This is a genomic window from Corynebacterium incognita, from assembly GCF_014217255.1.
In the GTDB taxonomy this organism is placed as follows: Bacteria; Actinomycetota; Actinomycetes; order Mycobacteriales; family Mycobacteriaceae; genus Corynebacterium; species Corynebacterium incognitum.
Genome location: NZ_CP059404.1, coordinates 1840949 through 1859714 on the forward strand (window position 1 = coordinate 1840949; position 18766 = coordinate 1859714).

At 62.1% G+C, this 18766-nt stretch carries 17 protein-coding genes and 1 pseudogene; 12 read left to right on the top strand and 6 right to left on the bottom strand.

Features of this window, described 5'->3' with window-relative positions:
• Window positions 1-335 precede the first annotated feature (335 nt).
• The 5 genes and pseudogenes from H0194_RS08575 to H0194_RS08595 form a co-directional block, all read left to right on the top strand.
• Entirely contained in the window at window positions 336-1058 is a 723-nt protein-coding gene (locus H0194_RS08575; RefSeq protein ID WP_211996055.1) for a response regulator transcription factor, read from the top strand.
• Window positions 1055-2182, top strand: a complete 1128-nt coding sequence (locus H0194_RS08580; RefSeq protein ID WP_185175492.1) for a sensor histidine kinase — start codon at window positions 1055-1057, stop codon at window positions 2180-2182. The genes H0194_RS08575 and H0194_RS08580 overlap by 4 nt, the downstream gene beginning before the upstream one ends.
• 111 nt (window positions 2183-2293) lie before the next feature.
• Window positions 2294-2620: a heavy-metal-associated domain-containing protein gene (locus H0194_RS08585; RefSeq protein ID WP_185175493.1), complete on the top strand. Its 327-nt coding sequence runs from the start codon at window positions 2294-2296 to the stop codon at window positions 2618-2620.
• A gap of 51 nt (window positions 2621-2671) precedes the next feature.
• Window positions 2672-4906, top strand: coding sequence for a copper-translocating P-type ATPase (locus H0194_RS08590; RefSeq protein WP_185175494.1), 2235 nt, complete (start codon window positions 2672-2674; stop codon window positions 4904-4906).
• A gap of 51 nt (window positions 4907-4957) precedes the next feature.
• Window positions 4958-5449: pseudogene (locus H0194_RS08595) on the top strand (DUF305 domain-containing protein); the annotation flags it as partial.
• Window positions 5450-5503: 54 nt separating this feature from the next.
• Here H0194_RS08595 and H0194_RS08600 read toward each other — a convergent pair.
• Window positions 5504-6691: an IS1249 family transposase gene (locus tag H0194_RS08600; RefSeq protein WP_185175495.1), complete on the bottom strand. Its 1188-nt coding sequence runs from the start codon at window positions 6689-6691 to the stop codon at window positions 5504-5506.
• A gap of 206 nt (window positions 6692-6897) precedes the next feature.
• Window positions 6898-7893 carry a hypothetical protein gene (locus H0194_RS08605; protein ID WP_185175496.1) on the bottom strand — a complete coding sequence of 332 codons (996 nt, stop codon included), beginning with the start codon at window positions 7891-7893 and terminating at the stop codon, window positions 6898-6900.
• A gap of 329 nt (window positions 7894-8222) precedes the next feature.
• On the opposite strand from H0194_RS08605, the gene H0194_RS08610 reads away from it, so the two are divergent.
• The 4 genes from H0194_RS08610 to H0194_RS08625 are packed head-to-tail and all read left to right on the top strand — an operon-like array spanning window position 8223 to window position 11134.
• Complete coding sequence (locus tag H0194_RS08610) at window positions 8223-8729, top strand: hypothetical protein (RefSeq protein ID WP_185175497.1); 507 nt, start codon at window positions 8223-8225, stop codon at window positions 8727-8729.
• Window positions 8723-9736 (top strand): hypothetical protein, encoded by a 1014-nt coding sequence (locus H0194_RS08615; RefSeq protein ID WP_185175498.1) that lies wholly within the window; start codon window positions 8723-8725, stop codon window positions 9734-9736. The genes H0194_RS08610 and H0194_RS08615 overlap by 7 nt, the downstream gene beginning before the upstream one ends.
• Window positions 9737-9770: 34 nt before the next feature.
• Window positions 9771-10436, top strand: a complete 666-nt coding sequence (locus H0194_RS08620; protein WP_185175499.1) for a hypothetical protein — start codon at window positions 9771-9773, stop codon at window positions 10434-10436.
• Window positions 10433-11134, top strand: coding sequence for an LppP/LprE family lipoprotein (locus H0194_RS08625; protein WP_185175500.1), 702 nt, complete (start codon window positions 10433-10435; stop codon window positions 11132-11134). Before H0194_RS08620 ends, H0194_RS08625 begins: the two co-directional genes overlap by 4 nt.
• A gap of 136 nt (window positions 11135-11270) precedes the next feature.
• Here the strand turns inward: H0194_RS08625 and H0194_RS08630 are convergent, their stop codons facing one another.
• The gene (locus tag H0194_RS08630) at window positions 11271-11681 is read right to left on the bottom strand and encodes an aspartate-alanine antiporter-like transporter (RefSeq protein ID WP_246388868.1); all 411 of its coding nucleotides are present in this window, start codon (window positions 11679-11681) and stop codon (window positions 11271-11273) included.
• 213 nt (window positions 11682-11894) lie between these two features.
• On the opposite strand from H0194_RS08630, the gene H0194_RS08635 reads away from it, so the two are divergent.
• Window positions 11895-13130: a S1 family peptidase gene (locus tag H0194_RS08635; RefSeq protein WP_343061279.1), complete on the top strand. Its 1236-nt coding sequence runs from the start codon at window positions 11895-11897 to the stop codon at window positions 13128-13130.
• Window positions 13131-13312: 182 nt separating this feature from the next.
• On the opposite strand, the gene H0194_RS08640 is transcribed toward H0194_RS08635, so the two are convergent.
• Both H0194_RS08640 and H0194_RS08645 read right to left on the bottom strand, forming a co-directional pair.
• Entirely contained in the window at window positions 13313-14185 is an 873-nt protein-coding gene (locus tag H0194_RS08640) for an inositol monophosphatase family protein (protein ID WP_185176966.1), read from the bottom strand.
• 44 nt (window positions 14186-14229) lie between these two features.
• Window positions 14230-15108: an inositol monophosphatase family protein gene (locus H0194_RS08645; RefSeq protein ID WP_185175502.1), complete on the bottom strand. Its 879-nt coding sequence runs from the start codon at window positions 15106-15108 to the stop codon at window positions 14230-14232.
• A gap of 58 nt (window positions 15109-15166) precedes the next feature.
• On the opposite strand from H0194_RS08645, the gene prfB reads away from it, so the two are divergent.
• A complete protein-coding gene (gene prfB, locus H0194_RS08650; RefSeq protein ID WP_185175503.1) occupies window positions 15167-16291 on the top strand; it encodes a peptide chain release factor 2 in 1125 nt (374 codons plus the stop codon).
• Here the strand turns inward: prfB and H0194_RS08655 are convergent.
• A complete protein-coding gene (locus H0194_RS08655) occupies window positions 16288-17802 on the bottom strand; it encodes an AbgT family transporter (protein WP_246389165.1) in 1515 nt (504 codons plus the stop codon). The two genes, prfB and H0194_RS08655, sit on opposite strands and share 4 nt — an antisense overlap.
• A gap of 259 nt (window positions 17803-18061) precedes the next feature.
• Here H0194_RS08655 and ftsE point away from each other — a divergent pair, with 259 nt between their 5' ends.
• The gene (gene ftsE, locus H0194_RS08660; RefSeq protein ID WP_185175505.1) at window positions 18062-18751 is read left to right on the top strand and encodes a cell division ATP-binding protein FtsE; all 690 of its coding nucleotides are present in this window, start codon (window positions 18062-18064) and stop codon (window positions 18749-18751) included.
• Window positions 18752-18766: the final 15 nt, after the last annotated feature.

Sequence of the window (18766 nt, forward strand, 5' to 3'; positions counted from 1 at the left end):
TAGCACGGGTGCCTGACGGACTAGAAATTAAAAACCCTGCTCACAGCCTTATAACAGGGCGAAAAGGGGGTGAATTCGGTGAGCTGGGTCACCACCGGGACACCGCCCCACAGCTGTGGACGATGCCCTTCTACCCGCCCCGGGTATTCGGTGCAGGCAGTGAAATCCCTGGTGGCGCCTGCTGAACCGGCCAGGGGAGGCGATGCCGCCGGCCCGGGGTGGGGCACAGGGGTGACGGTGGTCGAAGGGGGTTGTTTGAAGATTTGATGAAGATGTCCGCGCCGGGCACTGAGCGAGGGTGGTATTCCCTCCCGGCCGGAGCGATACTGGGGTCTATGGCTGACCGAACACCGACCACCGCCACGCCCCCGGGCCGGGTGCTGGTCGTCGATGATGAACAACCCCTGGCTCAGATGGTGGCCTCCTACCTCATCCGAGCCGGCTTCGATACCCGCCAGGCGCACACCGGCACCCAGGCCGTGGACGAGGCCCGTCGCTTTTCCCCCGATGTTGTGGTGCTGGATCTGGGGCTGCCCGAACTCGACGGCCTGGAGGTGTGCCGACGGATCCGCACCTTCTCGGACTGCTACATCCTCATGCTCACCGCGCGTGGCAGCGAGGACGACAAGATCAGCGGTTTGACCTTGGGGGCGGATGACTACATCACCAAACCTTTTAGCATCCGGGAACTGGTGACCCGGGTGCATGCGGTGCTGCGCCGCCCACGCACCAGCACCACCCCACCGCAGGTGACTACCCCCTTGATCGTTGGTGACCTCATCCTTGACCCCGTTGCCCATCAGGTGCGGGTGGGGGAGACGACCGTGGAGCTCACCCGCACGGAGTTCGAGCTGCTGGTTGCCCTGGCCCTGCGCCCCGGCCAGGTGCTGACCCGCCACGACCTGGTCACCGAGGTCTGGGACACCACCTGGGTCGGTGATGAACGCATCGTCGATGTCTACATCGGCAACTTGCGTCGCAAGCTCGGCACCGACACCCGGGGCCGGGGGTTTATCGACACCGTGCGTGGCGTGGGCTACCGGGTGGGGCAGCCATGAATCACGGACCCGGCCTGACCTTCCGCTTCCTGGCCGCCCAGGTGTTGGTGGTGGTGATTAGCCTGCTGGTGGCCGCGGCCGTGGCCACGATGGTGGGTCCGATCCTGTTCCATGATCATATGTTGATGACCGGCCGGGAGGACCCCTCGCTGGAGCTGTTCCATGCCGAGCAGGCCTACCGGGGCGCCAACCTGATCACCCTGGCCGTCGCCCTGCCCACCGCCTTGATCAGCGCCCTACTGGCCAGCCTGTGGTTATCGCGTCGTCTGCGAACCCCTTTGCAGGATCTCACCCGCGCGGCTACCAGCCTGACGGCCGGCAACTCCCATATCCGCGTGCCCGCCGGAGAAGCAGGCCCCGAGGTCACCACCCTGGCGCATGCTTTCAACACCATGGCCGACCGGCTGGAACACACCGAACAGGTCCGCCGCCAGATGCTCTCTGATCTGGCCCACGAAATGGGCACCCCCTTATCGGTGCTCACGGTCTACCTCGATGGTCTCCAGGACGGGGTCGTGGACTGGGATAATGCCACCCACGCGATCATGGCTGACCAACTCACCCGCCTGACCCGGTTGATGGAAGACATTGACGATGTCTCCCGGGCCCAGGAACAGCGGATCGATTTGGACCTGGCGGAGGAAGGGCTCGGGGATCTGCTCCATACCGCCGCTGCTGCCGCGAGGGAAGCTTATGCTGACAAAGGTGTCAATTTACAGGTCGAGACCATTACGGACACCACCCCGGTGCTCGTGGACCGGCAACGCTTCGGCCAGGTGATGAGCAATCTCCTGTCGAACGCGCTACGGCACACCCCGGCCGGCGGGCAGGTCCGGATCAGCGTCCACCGACAGTGGGCGTCCACCGCGCTCATCCACGTCGCCGATGACGGCGAGGGCATCCCACCTGACCAGCTCGGACACATCTTCGAACGCTTCTACCGGGGGGATGTCGCCCGCAGCCGGGACGACGGCGGGGCCGGTATCGGTCTGACCATCTCCAAGGCATTGATCGAGGCCCACGGCGGCACTCTCACCGCCACCTCCCCCGGATCCGGTCGCGGAGCGGTGTTTGCCCTCCGCCTCCCGCTGTCCCCTCCCGACAGCGAGGAGGCTGCTCGGTGACCACACCCTGCCCCGCGTGAGGGCCGTGTCCTTCACCCATTGAAAATATACCCCCGGGGGGTATATGCTAGCGAGCGTTACCGCATCCCACCGACCCATAGGAGCTTTCCCATGACCACCTCCTCGCCCCGCTTCTTGCCAATGGCCTCCCACGGCTGCAGCTGTTGCGGACCTGCCTCACATGTCGACACCGCCCCCATCCCTGCCGCCAGCGACTCGTCAGCAGGAGGGTCCTCCCCCAGCTACCAGGTCACCGGCCTGACCTGCGGGCACTGCGCGAAAGGCGTGACCCAGGCCCTTCAGGCCCTCCCCCAGGTCGACGACGTCCAGATTGATCTCGTTGCTGGTGGTGTTTCCACCGTCACGGTGACCGGTGTCGTACCTCCGGAGATGGTTCGCCGGGCCATCGAAGAGGCCGGCTACACCGTCTTATCCTGATCAGTTTTACCCATCATCTCGACCCCGACCGGGTTGAGCGGAAGGAACCTCATGAGCACTCCCCACCATTCCGGCGATCACCATGGTGATCACCCCGCTCCGGAAACAGACCACACCCACCACCCGGATCATGCCAGCCACGAACACCACGCAGATGCCGACACCCACGGCCAGGCGATGCCCCACGATCACCCGCACTCCGCCATGGACGAAGACCACCACGTTCATAGTCACGGCGAACACGCCGGACACAGCACCGCAATGTTTCGGGAACGCTTCTGGTGGTCGCTGATTCTGTCCATTCCCGTCGTTATTTTCAGCCCCATGGTCGCCCAGCTGCTCGGCTACCACCTCCCGGCATTCCCCGGATCCACCTGGATCCCCCCGGTGCTGGGCACGATCATCTTCGTCTACGGCGGAACGCCTTTCCTCAAGGGCGGATGGAACGAACTGAAATCCCGCCAGCCCGGGATGATGCTCCTGATCGCCATGGCCATCACCGTGGCGTTTGTCGCCTCCTGGGTCACCACTCTGGGGCTGGGCGGTTTTGACCTGGACTTCTGGTGGGAGCTGGCCCTGCTGGTGACCATCATGCTGCTGGGCCATTGGCTGGAGATGCGTGCCCTCGGGGCCGCGTCCTCCGCGCTTGACGCGCTTGCTGCCCTGCTGCCGGATGAGGCCGAGAAAGTCATCGACGGGACCACCCGCACCGTGGCCATCTCCGAGCTGGTCGTCGACGACGTCGTGCTGGTGAGGGCCGGTGCCCGGGTGCCGGCCGACGGAACTATCCTCGACGGAGCCGCCGAATTCGATGAGGCGATGATCACCGGCGAATCCCGTCCCGTCTTCCGCGACACCGGTGACAAGGTGGTCGCCGGTACTGTGGCCACCGACAACACCGTCCGCATCCGGGTGGAGGCTACCGGCGGGGACACCGCCCTGGCCGGGATCCAACGCTTGGTTGCCGACGCCCAGGAGTCCTCCTCCCGGGCCCAGGCCCTGGCGGATCGGGCGGCGGCGTTGTTGTTCTGGTTCGCGCTGATCTCCGCTCTGATCACCGCGGTGGTGTGGACCATCATCGGCAGCCCGGACGATGCCGTGGCGCGCACGGTCACGGTACTGGTCATCGCCTGCCCGCACGCCCTGGGCCTGGCGATTCCGCTGGTCATTGCGATCTCCACCGAGCGGGCCGCGAAATCCGGGGTGCTCATCAAGGACCGGATGGCGCTCGAGCGGATGCGCACCATCGACGTGATGCTCTTCGACAAAACCGGCACCCTGACCGAGGGGGTGCACGCGGTCACCGGTGTCGCGGCCGCCGTCGGCGTCACCGAGGGCGAGCTGCTGGCCCTGGCCGCCGCCGCGGAGGCCGACAGCGAGCACCCCGTGGCCCGCGCCATCGTGGCAGCCGCGGCCGCCCATCCCGAGGCCTCCCGTCGGCAAATCCGTGCAACTGGTTTCAGCGCCGCCTCCGGCCGGGGGGTCCGGGCCACTGTCGATGGCGCTGAGATCCTCGTGGGCGGGCCGAACATGCTGCGCGAGCTCAACCTCACCACCCCGGCCGAGCTCACCGACACCACCAGCGCCTGGACCGGGCGCGGGGCCGGTGTGCTCCATATTGTCCGCGGCGGTCAGATCATCGGTGCGGTAGCCGTCGAGGACAAGATCCGCCCCGAATCCCGCGCCGCCGTGAAAGCCCTGCAGGACCGCGGGGTGAAGGTCGCGATGATCACCGGTGACGCGCAGCAGGTGGCCCAGGCGGTTGGCAAGGACCTGGGGATCGATGAGGTCTTCGCCGAGGTCCTGCCCCAGGACAAGGACACCAAGGTCACCCAGTTACAGGAGCGTGGCCTGAGCGTGGCCATGGTCGGCGACGGTGTCAACGACGCCCCCGCTCTGACCCGCGCGGAGGTCGGTATCGCCATCGGAGCCGGCACGGATGTGGCCATGGAATCCGCCGGAGTAGTCCTGGCCAGTGATGACCCGCGGGCAGTGCTGTCGATGATTGAACTCTCGCAGGCCAGCTACCGCAAGATGATCCAGAACCTCATCTGGGCCTCTGGCTACAACATCCTCGCCGTACCGCTGGCCGCCGGCGTGCTCGCCCCGATCGGGTTCGTGCTGTCCCCGGCCATGGGCGCGATCTTGATGTCTGCCTCGACCATCGTGGTGGCCCTGAACGCCCAGCTGCTACGCCGGATCGACCTGGACCCGGCCCACCTGGCTCCGGCCGAGTCCGAGGAGGGACACACCACGCCTACTCCGGCATCCACCGCCGTCCGCTGACTTTCAATCCTTTATCGACTCCCCCATACACAACCTCCGAAAGGGAACCCCATGAAGCGCACCATCACCATCGCCGCTCTCGCCTTGACCTCCACCCTGGTTTTGTCCGCCTGCGCAGATAACACTGAGGGAGAAAACACCGACACCACGACCATCGCCACTACGTCCGCCCCCGACACCACCGAAACGACCGGGGCCACCACGGATCCTGAGACAGAGACGGGGGCGGCCGGAGAGGTCTCCGCCGAGCACAATGACGCGGACATCATGTTCGCGCAGATGATGATCCCGCATCACCAACAGGCCGTGGAGATGAGTGAAATCCTCCTGGCCAAGGACGATATCCCGGCCGAGGTCATCGAGTTCGCCCAGGGTGTTATCGATGCCCAGGGCCCGGAGATCGACCGGATGAATACCATGCTCGAGACCTGGGAAGAAGATCCGGTCACCGGTGATAAGGGTGAGATGGACCATGGCGGGATGAGTGGAATGATGAGCGAGGAGGACATGACAGCCCTCGAGGACGCCAAGGGCACCGAGGCGGGTTAAGTAGCAAAAAGTGTGTCTCTCGGCGTGTCGTCGGTAGACACACTTCTTTTATCGGAGGGGGCCTTTTCTGATGCCGATGTTGTGTTGGTATTCGTCTCCGATAGCCTTGTCATAGAGGGCTGGGCGTCCGGTTTCGTTATCGGCGGCGTTGAGGTCTTCTGGTTCTAGATCGGTAACTTTGGCGAGTTGATCTAGTCCAAAATTGCACTGCCTGGCGATCTGTAGTGGGTCGTCAGGCAGTTGTGTTTTAGCATTGAGCCACCATTCCAGCATTTTGCGTTGCCGTTCTCCGCTTCGCCCTCGGTGCATTCTTGCTAAGAGCTTCAGTTGGGAGTTGATGCCGCCTTCCAGGCTATTTGTGGTTGATGCCCACGAAGTATCTGTCGATTCTGATGAGGGTTCGAGGTAGGTAAATAGGTATCCTTGTTTGCTGAGATGAAGTAGTGAGTTGTAGGCCTTGCGGACTCTGACGTGGGTGTATTCCCAGGTTCGGGTAGCCGTGCGTCGTTCTTTCGGTAGGGGTGTCTTTTCGTTGAGGAACGATTTGTAGACTTCGCCGAATTCATGCAGGTTGATCACCCATTCAGCGGCTTGTTCGGTGTTGGTTATCTGAGTCAGTTTTAACGCTAGGGCGTAGATGGTGTGCCCGGCTGGGGTGCGTGGTCGGCTGGTGGTGTACCGGCGGACAACACGTTGAGCATGGACAAGGCAGCGTTGAATTCGAGTGGTGGGCCAGCATGATTTGATCGCACTGTAGGCTCCTTGACCGCCGTCTAGAACAACGCATAACGGTGGCGCTAAGTGCTTGAGTAATTGGGTGTATGCGTAGGTTGATTCGCTTGTGGCCCAATGCCAGCACAGGACGTGGCTGCGTGTAGAAGCTATCAGAAGGCATCCGGCGGAAGTGTAGGTGCCGTCGATAAAAACTTGATCGTAAATGCGATGCGGGTCTGGGGTATTGGGCACATCGATGTACCAAAAGGTTCTGAACCTGCGGTCTAAGGTCCATCTACTGACTCCACGGCGTGCAGCGATGTCAGCGAGCGTTTGGTGGCCGGTGACGTAGCTGTAGAAGTCGTTGAAGGCAGTGGCTTGGTGGATATCGGTGCGTTTTCGGGTGTGGGATTGTCGGCAGTTGGGGTTGGTGCATCGCCATCGTGTTGTACCGGCGGTCGTTGTGCCGTTTTTCTTCATTGGCCCTGCACAACCAGGGCACCGGGGTCTGTTTGTGGTCACTGACTAAGCAAACAGCACACCTGTACCACACGTTCGTGTCAGATCCCGATATTGAAGCAGAATCGGCTTGGAATAACACCTTGAAAGCTATTCCAAGCCGATTTTGAGAGCCTAACCAGCAACAACCGTCAAAAGCAGACACACTTTTTGCTACTTAACCCGGCATCTTGCTTGTCTGCAACGTTGTGGTGCCGCAGGACGCCCTCCTAGAACAAATTGCGTCCGCGCTGGCGCAGGCGGATGACCGGGTTGCGTTGCGGTGCGCCGAGAGCAATGAGCGAGTCGGACAACACACTGGCTACCTCGAGGTCGCGGTCAGTTGGTGGTTGTTCGCTGACTCGAACCTTCGGGCGCCAGGCATTGTCCGGATTCGGCGCCCCGAGCTCCATGAGGCGTTGTCGCTTGACGTCGATGAAATAACCGCGGGTTGCCATGTACCTGTCGCGGCTGCCGTCGAACTCGTCGCGGCGCCAACCGTCGTCGGCCACTCGGTACACATAAGGGCACCAGCCATAGCGGGACGGAACGATGTAGCGGGTATCGGTGCTGACCCGCCAGTGCCCACGTGCGGAGCTCCACACTTGGTCATAGCCGTCCACAAGGCTCATGCCGAGCCGAAGACGTTGGTATCGGTCCTCGTCCACCGGCACGTCGCTGACCTTGGTGTCGAGCGACGTGAGGTCGGACGCGTCCGTGACGTGGGCCCCGAGCCACGCTTCCTGCGGATCCGTGTGCGGTCCCGTCGGGTCCTGGTGGTAGGAGGCAGGAATGGCCTGTTCGGCGTCTGCGGCCAAGCGCTGACGGACCGCATAGCCCCACAGGCGGGGAGGCCCCATTTTGAACAGGACTACTGTCTCTGACGGCAAGAGATCGTGGACTTCCGAACGCGTTGTGAAATCATGAGCGAAGATGCGCTGCAACAGATTGTCGGCGATCTGCGATTCCAACTGCTGGTCGGGGGACGGGATCGCACACAGCTCGGGGAGTTTGGCGCGCAGCATCAATTCCAAAACGTCCGAAAGGTCGTACAGGTGCGGCAGAGTGTTCCTCTGCCCGTCGACGAACGCAGGATGCTTTGAGTAGCCGAGTTCGTGGGCGAGCGTGCGAACAATGTCAGGCGAGATGCTCACGCGGTTGTGTGTTCCCGCGAGTTCAGCGGCGTTGAGCGCACGGGTGGGGCGAAGGCTGGTGGAATCTTCCATCAGTGTCCTTTCGAAATTGTTGCACGGTGGGTCGCTCGGGGGTGGTCAGCTTAATCCTAAGCTGCAGCCAACTTTTCGAGGTCGGGGAGCAGGTGGCGTTTGTGGTGCGTCCAGCCTGCGCAGATGTTCGCTCCGACGGTTCCGGACGCTAATCAGATGCGTGGAAATAAGCGAAATGGTGTCATGTATAGATTCAAATCTAACATAGTTAAATTTTTTCGTACAGTTCTGTAGAGGGGAGATAGAAAAATGCGGTAATGTTCGTGGCGCAAAGCTGGCAAACTATCTGCTCTGCTGGGCAGACACGGTACGAGAGGGGACATTGGCTATTGAACGGTTCAGAACAATGGGGACAGCCTGACACGGAGTTCCCGGAAAATAGTTCCCCGGCGGAGGGACAGTGGGGTCAGCCAGACGCAGCGGTGTCCGGCGATGCGCACCGAAATCAGTCAGCAAGCTTTGTCCTGCAACCCAAGCATCTGGCCATTGCCAGTGGTGCACTGCTGGCAGTCATCGTTTTGGTGGCGGGTGCCTTATTCATCGGTCGGGCAGCTAATCAACCACCCTCGCATTGCCAGCCAAAGGCGCTGGAAAAGAATCACGGGGACTTCTTGGACATTGACAAGGTGCACTTCTGCGAAGACCAGTGGATGGTTTCCGACGTCGAAATTGAGGGAAAAATAGAACCGTTGCCCTACTTCTGGAACGGCGAAGGTTGGGAAATCTACGAACGCGCCATCGAAAGCGGGTTCTTTGTTGATTATTGCTACGAAGAAGAAAAAATGCGCGAGGACAAGGTTCCTTCGAAGGTCATCGAGGTGGTGAAGACATGCTAGGGCCAGGCGGGACGCCATCCAACGACGACCAGTGGGGCGGCGCGGATTATTCAGCGTCCGCGGTAGGTGCGGAGCCGGCCCAGGCCAAATCGGGCGTCGGCAAAATCATTGCGCTACTGGCTGCCGCCATCGTTGTGCTTGCCGCGGCCGGTGCGGGTGTCTGGGCGCTCACCAAGGACGAGGATGCCGCGGGAGTCGCCACGATCGCGAACGAGGCGGAGACAGCAGCATCGCAGCCGTCCTCGAGCAGCGCACCTACGACCACTGACAAGAAGGTAGTTGAGGAAGCCGAGACTTCCGACGAGGCTGTACCGACCACAAAGGAAAAGGTCACCGCAGAATCCCCACAACTCGGAGACTGCGATCCGAATTCAGCCGGGCAGGATGGCAACCGGTATGTAAGCCTCTATTGCGATGGCCGCTGGCACTTCCTTGGAAAATCCCAGTCTGGTGTCTTTTCCTTGGCCCACTGGAGTGATGGCAGCTGGTCCGGGTATCGGTATGACGGCAAACAAGGATGGCCCTTGACAATCTATTGCTATGACGAAGACAAGTTGGCCAATGCTGGTGCGCCGCAGGAGTTGATCGGCAAGCTTCGCGGGTATCAAATGATTTGCGGAGACGAAGGTTCGCAGGAGGATAGCAATCATTCTGCGGATTCGTCGGACTCTGACAATAACTCGAAGACCGAGGACCACCATTCTGGAGACTGGCTGCCCGTCCCGAGTTGTGCGGGCGAATACGTGCTCATCGTGGACTCGGTGCTCGTGTACCCCGGTGATAATCCGCAAGACCTCGTCCAGGCCAGCCTTGACGCGCATCCAGGGTCGACATCGACGTACCCCGGGGTGTGCGGCGCCTTCCGAGCTAAGGCCGAGGGGGCGAACGTGTATCCCGTCTATATCGAATACGGCACAAACCTTTCCGGCGTTTGTGCGGCGGAGGCCCGCGGGGAAGGATTTGCCCGCAAACTCACCCAGGCAGCCGATTATTCCTCTCCTTGCTAGAGACAACCTAACCCATCAAGAAAGGTACTTCTGAATGAACCGCTACGACATTTATTCGGACCTCGGCATCGACCGTTCTGAGTCCTCGGCCGACATCGTGAACAAGATTGATCAGCGTCTTGCCACGACTCAGCCTGATGACCGAGCAAACTTGGACAAGCTGCGGACGGCACGTGAGCTGTTCGCTGATGATTCGCGCCGCGCGAGCTATGACAAAGCGCTCGACGATCCGAACGGCTCCGAGATCGGCATCCGGGAATTCCGTCAGTTTGCCAGCGGTAACTCCCCGCAGCCGGCGCAGACTGCGTTCGCGACGAACACTGGCGCTGCGAGTTCTCGTCCGCAGCAAAGCTCAACCCCGGCAATCAACCAGCAGCCGACGAACAACGCGCCGGGGGCGTCGACAGGCATCTCGATTGATCTTCGCACCCTCGCGGCCGCGCCCGGGCGCACGCGTAATGAATCGTTGATGTGGCTCATCGGATGGGGCATCATCTTCTTGGTGTGGACCTTCAACCTGCTGACGTTGTTGTTTGGCGGTGGCGGATCGTCGAGCTCGGACCTCTTTGCAGAGGCTGAGTCAGCGATGAATGATGGCCTTCGTTCCGTGGCTATTGTGGTGTTCACGCTCTTCTTCCTTATTCTTTTGCAGTTCGTGTGGAATCTTCGGGTGTACGTGGGAAGGAGGATCGGCCTGTGAAGCGACGCGTACGATGCCTCACCGGGGTAGTCGTTCCCATCCTGTTTCTGACAGCCTGTGGTGTGAACGATGCGCCGGAGGCGTGGACGCCGCCGGAGGAGCACGATACCGCGGCAGCCAGTGAGGACACGCAGGTCGATCAAGTGACTGAGCAGACGGAACAGGAAGAGACGACTGCTGAGTTGCCTTCAACGACCACTGCTTCGCCCACCACCACGGCTACCGCCACCTCGACCACCAGCCGTCCGTCGAGTACGAAGAAGGACTCAGTTCATGACGGCAGCAAGAGCGGTGGCGCGAGCTGCGGCACGTTAACCGCTGACCAGGCCGTACGCAATAATCTGCATCGGCTTACCCCGGCCAAGTGGGATTGGACCGCGGAGTGGGCTGACTTGAGCGGATATGACCCGTGTGCGTCCCTGTCGTGGGCGGTTGTCACCATCGAACACGGCACCTCGACCTCGCCGTATCAGATAATGCTGTTCCACAAGGGCGAGTACTTAGGTACCGGCACGTTGGACGCGTACGCGTTCAAACCGAGCGTCACGCGCACTAGCGATACCCGAATCGACGTCACCTATTACTACTCCACTTCCCCCGGTGGCGGCGGCATTAACCGAGCGGAAACCTACGCCTCGTTCACCTGGGACGAGGTCGCGCAGAAGGTCACTATGGGAGGAAACGTCCCACCGACCTAAAGAGCTCAGCGCAAGGACCAGTAAAGGACTTGCGCTACCACCACAACTCAGCCCCGACTTTGACACGTTTGGTGCCGCAGCGCGCCGCGTATGCCCGTAACGTGTCAAAGTCGGGGTCTTGCCGTCGGGAGTGAACCTAGCCCAGTACGGCCAGCGCGTGTGTAATGAACATACCCAGCAGGCCAATCTTCCACCACTGACCTCCCGTGAAGGCTGCAGTAATTTGGCTGCCCGCGTTGGTGCCGGCCTGGGCCAGGAAAAGCAGGAGGCCGAGCTCCGCCAACACTGCGTTGGCGGAATGAGGAAGCGCCGTGATCATCGAACCGATGCGACCCATCCCTCCCATCACGAGCGCGACCAAGAGGACGCCCGCGGCCGCGCCCAGGTTGAAGGAACCGCCGCCGTGCAGCGGAACGGCAACATGGCCGACGAAGATGCCTGTGGACAGCCCTAGACCCAAAGCCACTGGGTTGATGTCGGTGAGTCCCTTGGAGGAGTCGCTGAGGTAGGCGGAGATTTCCTGCAGCTTCTGCGCGGGACCGACCACGAGGATGCGGTGGCCCAGTTCCAGTGCCTCTGTAGCCGTCCTCGCGGCGGACGGTAGACCCAGTGCTACCCCCGTTTGGAAGCGAATTGCAGGACAAACGTAACGGATTAGTTGCGTCGCGGTGGTTTGGCTTTGGAGGGGGTTGATTCGTGAGAAAGTGAAGGCGAGAACGTACTGGAATTCTCACGAGAAAGAGGCTGATACATGCTAAAAATGTCGCACCTAAAGAAGGTTCTGGTGGCCTCTGCTTTTGCAGGTGCGTGTGCGTTTGGTGCTCCGCAGGCGTCCGCTGCGGAGCAAGCCGTGGATACTACTGTTGGCACAGTTGGACAGGCCACGGCACATCACAAGGTGAAGGCGTCCTTTGACTCAGCCGCCCTCGTCGAGGGGGTGCGCAAGGACTTGAAGCAGTGGGGGATTCACACTCCACAGGTGGACAAGTCAGTGACTGATTCTGTGGACGCGGCCGTCGCGAAGGCGGATGCGCAGGTGCAGTCGGCGGTGAAGCAGGCGGGCTACGCCGAGACGCAGGCGGCGCCGATTGGAAAGCAGAAGGAGGCAGACGTTTGGCACACTACGCACGTGAAGCCGGAGCCTGCCACCAACCCGAACCCGATCGGCTTGCAACAGAGTGCTGCGTCCGACGCGGAGTCGAACCCTGATGCGCCGCAGAACTTCACACCGAAGTCCACGGACCCGAACTACCGCTGGCGCAATGACGTTGTGTCAAAGACCCTGGCGGGCAAACCCCAGGCCAACTACGTGCTGCACCGCGTGCCGGGCGTATGGTTCGATTCGCCCCGGACCCCGGAAAAATCCAACAAGGTGATGAGCCAGGGCAAGTCGTTGTATGGCCCGGGCACGCCCATTTACGTGGGCAAGGACACCATGTGCACCATGGCCGTGGCTGGCTACGACAACGCGGGTCGCAAGGTGGGGCTCACCGCCGGGCACTGCGGCAAGGAAGGCGACCAGGTCTCGTCTGCCGATTCCTGGCAGGTAGGGCCTACCGGTACGATCGTGTCGCGAAATAAGAAGCTGGACTATTCCGTCGTGGAGCTGGGCTCCAAGGCGGAGGTAACTCGCTCCTACAACGGCGTGATGGTGAACCAGATTGCCAAGCGCGGTCCGCGTTCCGGTGACGTCGCCTGCAAGCGCGGCGTCGCCACCGGCACGACCTGCGGCGTGACCTACACCAGCGGCAAGTCCATCCAGGTCAACCACGTGTGCGCCACGGTGGGCGACTCCGGTGCGCCGCTGTTGGTCCGCGGGCGCCTGGTGGGTTTTGTCTCCCGTGGTTTGCTGCCGCAGCAGATTAACCCTTCCTGCAAGACGCCGCTGCAGGGCGCGCTGCACTCGCCTACGGTGGGCACAAACATGGGGGCCGTCATGGCGGACCTGGACCGCCGTGGTGGTGTGGGTGCGGGCTTCCGCTTGCCGCGGAGTTAAGGAACTCACGCTCCATCAATGCTTAACAGCGTGCTCCTGGGATTGTCCCGGGGGCACGCTGTTGTGCGTTTGCGTCTCGACGCCCCAACTTTGACGCGTTAGGGCCCACACCGGGCCGGATTGGCGCCAACTATGTCAAAGTCGGGGACTGAAGAAATGCGAGGAGCTGGGCGGCGTGCGCCCTAGTTTTCAGCTGCTCCGCGCGGGTTCGCAGCGTTGGGCGCGCCGGGTTGGGCCACGAACTGGGAGGTGGTGGGGTTCTCGTCCGGGTGGATCTGATCCATGGTGCGCAGCACCGTGGCGTGCAGGTGGCCGTTGGTGGCCACCGCCGAGCCGCCCAGCGGGCCGCGCACTCCCGCGAGATTGGTGAACGCGCCGCCGGCTTCCTTCACGATGATGGCAGGGGCCGCCAAGTCCCACGGCGAGGCCTCGGCTTCCATGGCGATGTCCACAGCGCCCTCCGCGACGAGGCAGTAGTTCCAGAAATCGCCATAGCCGCGCAGGCGCCACACGTCGCCGGCGAGGTCGAGCAGGTTGTTGTACAGGCCCGCCTTCTTCCACGACTGCAGGGAACCCACGGCCAGAGACGCGTCGGCGGTGTCCTTGACCGTGGAGACGTGCAGGCGCTTGGGCTGGCCACCGAACACGCGGTGCGCGCCGGAGCCCTTGGAGGCGTACCAGCGGCGCCGCAGCGCCGGAGCGGAGACAACGCCGGCGACAGGCTCGCCGTCGATAAGCAAGGTGATGATCGTGGCCCACACGGGAACGCCCCGGTAGAAGCTCTTGGTGCCGTCGATGGGGTCGATGAGCCACTGCCGACCCTCCGGCTTGAGGGTGCCGCCATATTCCTCACCCACCACCTTGTCGTGGGGGCGGGCGTGGGCGAGCTCGTGCCGCAGCATTTTCTCGATGGCGAGGTCGGCGTCCGTGACCGGCGATTCGTCGGCCTTGTTCTTGATGCACAGATCGGCGGCCTCGAAGCGCTGCATGGCGATGTTGTCGGCGCGGCCTGCCAACTCGAGCGCGAGGCCGAGGTCCTCGCGGTACTTGCTGATATTGCCCACAGTGACAGCTTCCTTTGGATTTCTTTTAGATGCTTCTAATCAGCCGAAAGCGCGGCTTCGATCTCGGAGACCACCTGCGCGTTTCCAGCGACGCACCAGGTTACACCACCGGCGTCGATTTTCTTAGCCACGCCCCCCGCGGCCTCCACCAGGGCCTTGCCGGGCAGCCAGTCCCAGTCTGCCACCGAGTGCTGCATCCAGGCGCCCCAGCTGCCGTCGGCGATGGTGGAAAGGTCGATGGAACCAGCGCCCAGCATCCGCACGGTGGCGAACTGATTGGCCACCGCCAGCCAGGCCTCGCGCACGGACTCGTTGCACATGTCGCGCGGGTGTAGGTAGCTCACCAGGGACGTGGCTGCGGCCGCGCAGTCCTTCTTTACTGCTACGTCTGCGCCGTCGCGGGTAGTGGCAAAGTCCTTGCCGCCGAACCACGTGTAACCCATGGCCGGGCGGTGCACGGCGCCGAGGATGATCTCATCGGGGTTGGCTGGGTCGCCGTTGACCAGCGCGAGGGCGGAGCACCAGTAGTCCGATCCGGAGGAGAAGTTGTAGGTGCCGTCCACCGGGTCAATGACCCAATAGCGACCGGAGACGGACTCGCGCGCGGCGCCTTCCTCTCCCAGCTGGCCGTCGTTCGGGCGGATGGTAGCCAGTGCGGTCGCCACAAAGCGCTCCGCTGCCTTATCCGCTTCGGTAACCACGTCGGACACAGAGGACTTCTGATCGATGCTGGTCAGCCCCTGCTCCCGAATTCGCCAGGCCAGGCGGCCGGCGTTGTAGACCAGTGCCTGGGCGAGGTGCGCGTCAGTGTCATCGACGTGCGCCACGATGAAGGTTTTGGCAATCGCGTCAATCATTTCTTCCAGGGTGGGTTGTCCTGGTTGGTTCTGCTCCGCATTGGTGGCCTCATTCATGGCCACCATTGTCACCCGAAACTAGGCCTAATGCGAATCCTGAGTAGACTAAGTGCCCATGAAGCCAGAGATTTCCGCAGCATTGGACGAGCTTTCTGCCACCTTGACCACCATTGAGAAGGTCATGGACCCAGAGGCGCTCGCGGCTGAGGCCCGCGAATTAGAGGACAAGGCCGCGGATCCATCGTTGTGGGATGACCCAGATTACGCGCAGCAGGTGACCTCCGCGCTCTCGGCTGCGCAGGCGAAGCTGCGAAAGCTGGAGTCCTTGCGCACCCGGCTTGACGACGTCCCGGTGATGTACGAGCTCGCAGAGGAAGAGGCCGGGGAGGCCGACGCCGTGGAGATGGCCACGGCGGAGCTAGATGAGCTGCGTGGGATCATCGAGGCGCTCGAGGTCACCACGATGCTGTCGGGTGAGTACGACGAACGCGAGGCCGTGATCAATATCCGTTCGGGAGCCGGCGGCGTGGACGCGGCGGACTGGGCGGAGATGCTCATGCGCATGTACATCCGCTGGGCGGAGAAGAACGGCCACAAAGTAGACGTCTACGACATCTCCTACGCGGAAGAAGCTGGCATCAAGTCCGCTACCTTCGTGGTGCACGGCGAGTACATGTATGGCACCTTGTCTGTGGAGCAGGGGGCGCACCGCCTCGTGCGTATCTCCCCGTTTGATAACCAGGGGCGTCGCCAGACTTCCTTCGCTGAGGTGGAGGTGCTGCCGGTGGTGGAGACCACCGACCACATTGACGTACCCGATTCCGATATTCGCGTGGACGTGTACCGGTCTTCCGGCCCGGGTGGTCAGTCCGTGAACACCACGGACTCCGCGGTGCGCATCACCCACCTGCCCACGGGCATCGTGGTGACGTGTCAGAACGAGAAGTCCCAGATTCAGAACAAAGCCTCCGCGCTGCGCGTGCTGCAGGCTAAGTTGCTGGAGCGCAAGCGCCAGGAGGAGCGTGCGGAAATGGACGCCCTCGGCGCGGGCGGTAACGCTTCCTGGGGTAACCAGATGCGCTCGTATGTGTTGCACCCGTACCAGATGGTCAAGGACTTGCGCACAAACTTTGAGGTGGGCGATCCGCAGAAGGTGCTCGACGGCGATCTGGACGGTTTCCTCGAGGCCGGCATCCGCTGGCGCATGGAGGAAACCTCCGCCGATTCCACTAGTGCTTAAGGCGCCGGGTATTCCATCGGCGAACCGGGGCCCAGTGGGATGCCCAGCAGGTACCAGACCACGAAGAACAAGAACCAGCCGATGAGCATAGCCATGGAATACGGCAGGGACAGCGACATCAGGGTGCCCACGCCGGCCGGCTTGTAGTAGCGCTGCAGGAACGTCAGCGCCAGGGCGAAGTACGGCGACATCGGGGTAATGATGTTGGTCGGAGAGTCGCCGATACGGAAGAGCATCTGAGATACCTCGGGTGAGACGCCGACGTACATCATCATGGGGACGATTACCGGGGCCATCAGCGCCCACTGCGCCGAACCGGAGGTAATGAATAGGTTCAAGAGGGCCACCAGTGCCACGAAGGCTGCGAAGAGGAGCAGCGGCGGCAGGTTCCAGCTCTGCAGTAGCTCCGCGCCACGGATGGCGGTCCAGGAGCCGAGGTTCGACCACTTGAACCAGGCAAGGAACTGGGCGACGGCGAAGAACAACACCATCATTGGGATCATGGTGGCCAGGCCCTTGCCCATGAAGTCCGGGATATCCGCAGCGGAGGTAATGGATTTCACGGTGACCCCGTAGACCACGCCGGCGACGAGGAACAGCAAGGCAATCGGCACAGCGATGGATTTCAGCAGTGGGGACTCCATGACGCTGCCGTCCGGGCCCGCCAGCGGGGAGCCGGGGACGAGCATGAGGGCGAAGTAGCCGGCGAGGAACACCAGTGTCGCAATGCCCGTGTATACCAGCCCTTTCGTTTCGGTGGCGCTGAGCTCCAGTGTGTCCTCGGCGGCGTCCTCACCGTCGTGCTCGGGGCCGTCAAAGGCCACTTCGTCGTAGTTGATCTGGTCGTGGTCCACGAGCTCGTGGGCCTTCTTCGTGATGAACAGCTCGGTGACCGCGGTGATGATGAGGGAGAGGACGATGGCAGAGGGGATCACCAAGAAGATGTTGGCCACCGGCGAGACCTCGTAGGCCGGATCAACAAGCTGGGCCGCGGACGTCGAGATGCCCGCCAGCAACAGGTCCGTGATGTTGAGGACCAGCGAGGCGTTAAAGCCTGCCGACGACGCGGCGAAGGCCACCATCGCGCCCACGATGGGCGAGCGGCCTACCGCGTGGAAAGCCATGGCGCCCAGCGGGATGAGGATGACGTAAATAGCGTCCGAGGCGACCGAGCCGGTCACGCCCGCCAGAGCCACGGCGAAGGTGAGCGTGCGCGGGCCCACCTTGGAGACCATGGCGCGCACCAAGGCGGCCAACATGCCGGATTGTTCGGCCACCGCCACACCCAGCATGACGGCGATGATAACGCCCAGTGGGGGGAAAGAGGTGAAGTTGGTGACCGCTTCGGTCACCATCTGCGACAGGCCCTCTGTGGACAACAGGTTGGTGACCTCAATGGTCTCACCGGACTGTGGATCCGTGGCGGACATGCCCAACATGCTGCCAATCCAGCTGGCCACGGCCGTGAAACCGGCGAGAATGACAAATAGCCAGAACGGATCTGGCAGCATGTTGCCGAGTCTTTCGACGGTGCCAAGGAACCCACCGGTTCCCGAGCCCTTTACGCTCTTTTCTGCGCTTGCCTTCTCCTCAACGCTGGCTGCGCTGGTATTAGTATTCTTTGTACGGGTCATGGTGGGCCCTTTTCGTCGAATGCAGTTACCTGAATCACGTTAACAGGGTTAGCGGCGTTGGCGCACATCTTAAATTTCGGTGGGGGAACCCTGTACGCTATTTAATCTGTGACAGAAGTTCGCTAGGGTGGTCAAAGTGATTACCTTTGACCGCGTAACCAAGGTGTACCCAACGTCCACCCGCCCCGCCCTGGACAACCTTTCGCTAGAGATCGAGCAGGGCGAGTTCGTCTTCCTCATTGGCCCTTCGGGCTCGGGTAAATCCTCCTTCCTGCAGATGCTCGTCCGCGAGGAAAACGTCACCTCGGGCGATATCCACTTTGATCGCTTCCACGTCAACGCGCTCAAGGGTAAGGAAATCAACCGACTGCGACAGTCCATCGGCTACGTTTTCCAAGACTTCCGCTTGCTGCCCAAGCTCAACGTGTACGACAACGTAGCCTTCGCCCTCGAAGTCATCGGCAAGAAGCCCCGCTATATCCAAAAGCACGTCCCGCAGGTCCTGGAAATGGTGGGTCTTGATGCCAAGGCCAACCGTCTGCCCGCGGAACTCTCCGGCGGCGAGCAGCAGCGCGTGGCCATCGCCCGGGCCTTCGCCAACCGCCCCCTGCTCGTGCTTGCCGACGAGCCCACCGGCAACCTAGACCCCGCCACCGCGGCGGACATTATGACGCTCTTGGCTAAAATCAACCGCCTGGGTTCCACCGTCATCATGTCCACGCACAACGCGAAAGCAGTCGATGACATGCGCCGCCGTGTTATCGAACTCAAGCTGGGCAAGCTGGTGCGCGACGAGGCCCACGGCGTCTACGGCGAGGCGCGCTAGGGAAGGGTGGCATAG

Coding starts and splice junctions, on each gene's coding strand:
- H0194_RS08655 (WP_246389165.1), bottom strand. CDS start 17,802: ATGCTGCCAGATCCGTTCTGGCTATTTGTCATTCTCGCCGGTTTCACG.
- H0194_RS08585 (WP_185175493.1), top strand. CDS start 2,294: ATGACCACCTCCTCGCCCCGCTTCTTGCCAATGGCCTCCCACGGCTGC.
- H0194_RS08615 (WP_185175498.1), top strand. CDS start 8,723: ATGCTAGGGCCAGGCGGGACGCCATCCAACGACGACCAGTGGGGCGGC.
- prfB (WP_185175503.1), top strand. CDS start 15,167: ATGAAGCCAGAGATTTCCGCAGCATTGGACGAGCTTTCTGCCACCTTG.
- H0194_RS08605 (WP_185175496.1), bottom strand. CDS start 7,893: ATGGAAGATTCCACCAGCCTTCGCCCCACCCGTGCGCTCAACGCCGCT.
- H0194_RS08575 (WP_211996055.1), top strand. CDS start 336: ATGGCTGACCGAACACCGACCACCGCCACGCCCCCGGGCCGGGTGCTG.
- H0194_RS08580 (WP_185175492.1), top strand. CDS start 1,055: ATGAATCACGGACCCGGCCTGACCTTCCGCTTCCTGGCCGCCCAGGTG.
- H0194_RS08620 (WP_185175499.1), top strand. CDS start 9,771: ATGAACCGCTACGACATTTATTCGGACCTCGGCATCGACCGTTCTGAG.
- H0194_RS08635 (WP_343061279.1), top strand. CDS start 11,895: ATGTCGCACCTAAAGAAGGTTCTGGTGGCCTCTGCTTTTGCAGGTGCG.
- H0194_RS08645 (WP_185175502.1), bottom strand. CDS start 15,108: ATGAATGAGGCCACCAATGCGGAGCAGAACCAACCAGGACAACCCACC.
- H0194_RS08590 (WP_185175494.1), top strand. CDS start 2,672: ATGAGCACTCCCCACCATTCCGGCGATCACCATGGTGATCACCCCGCT.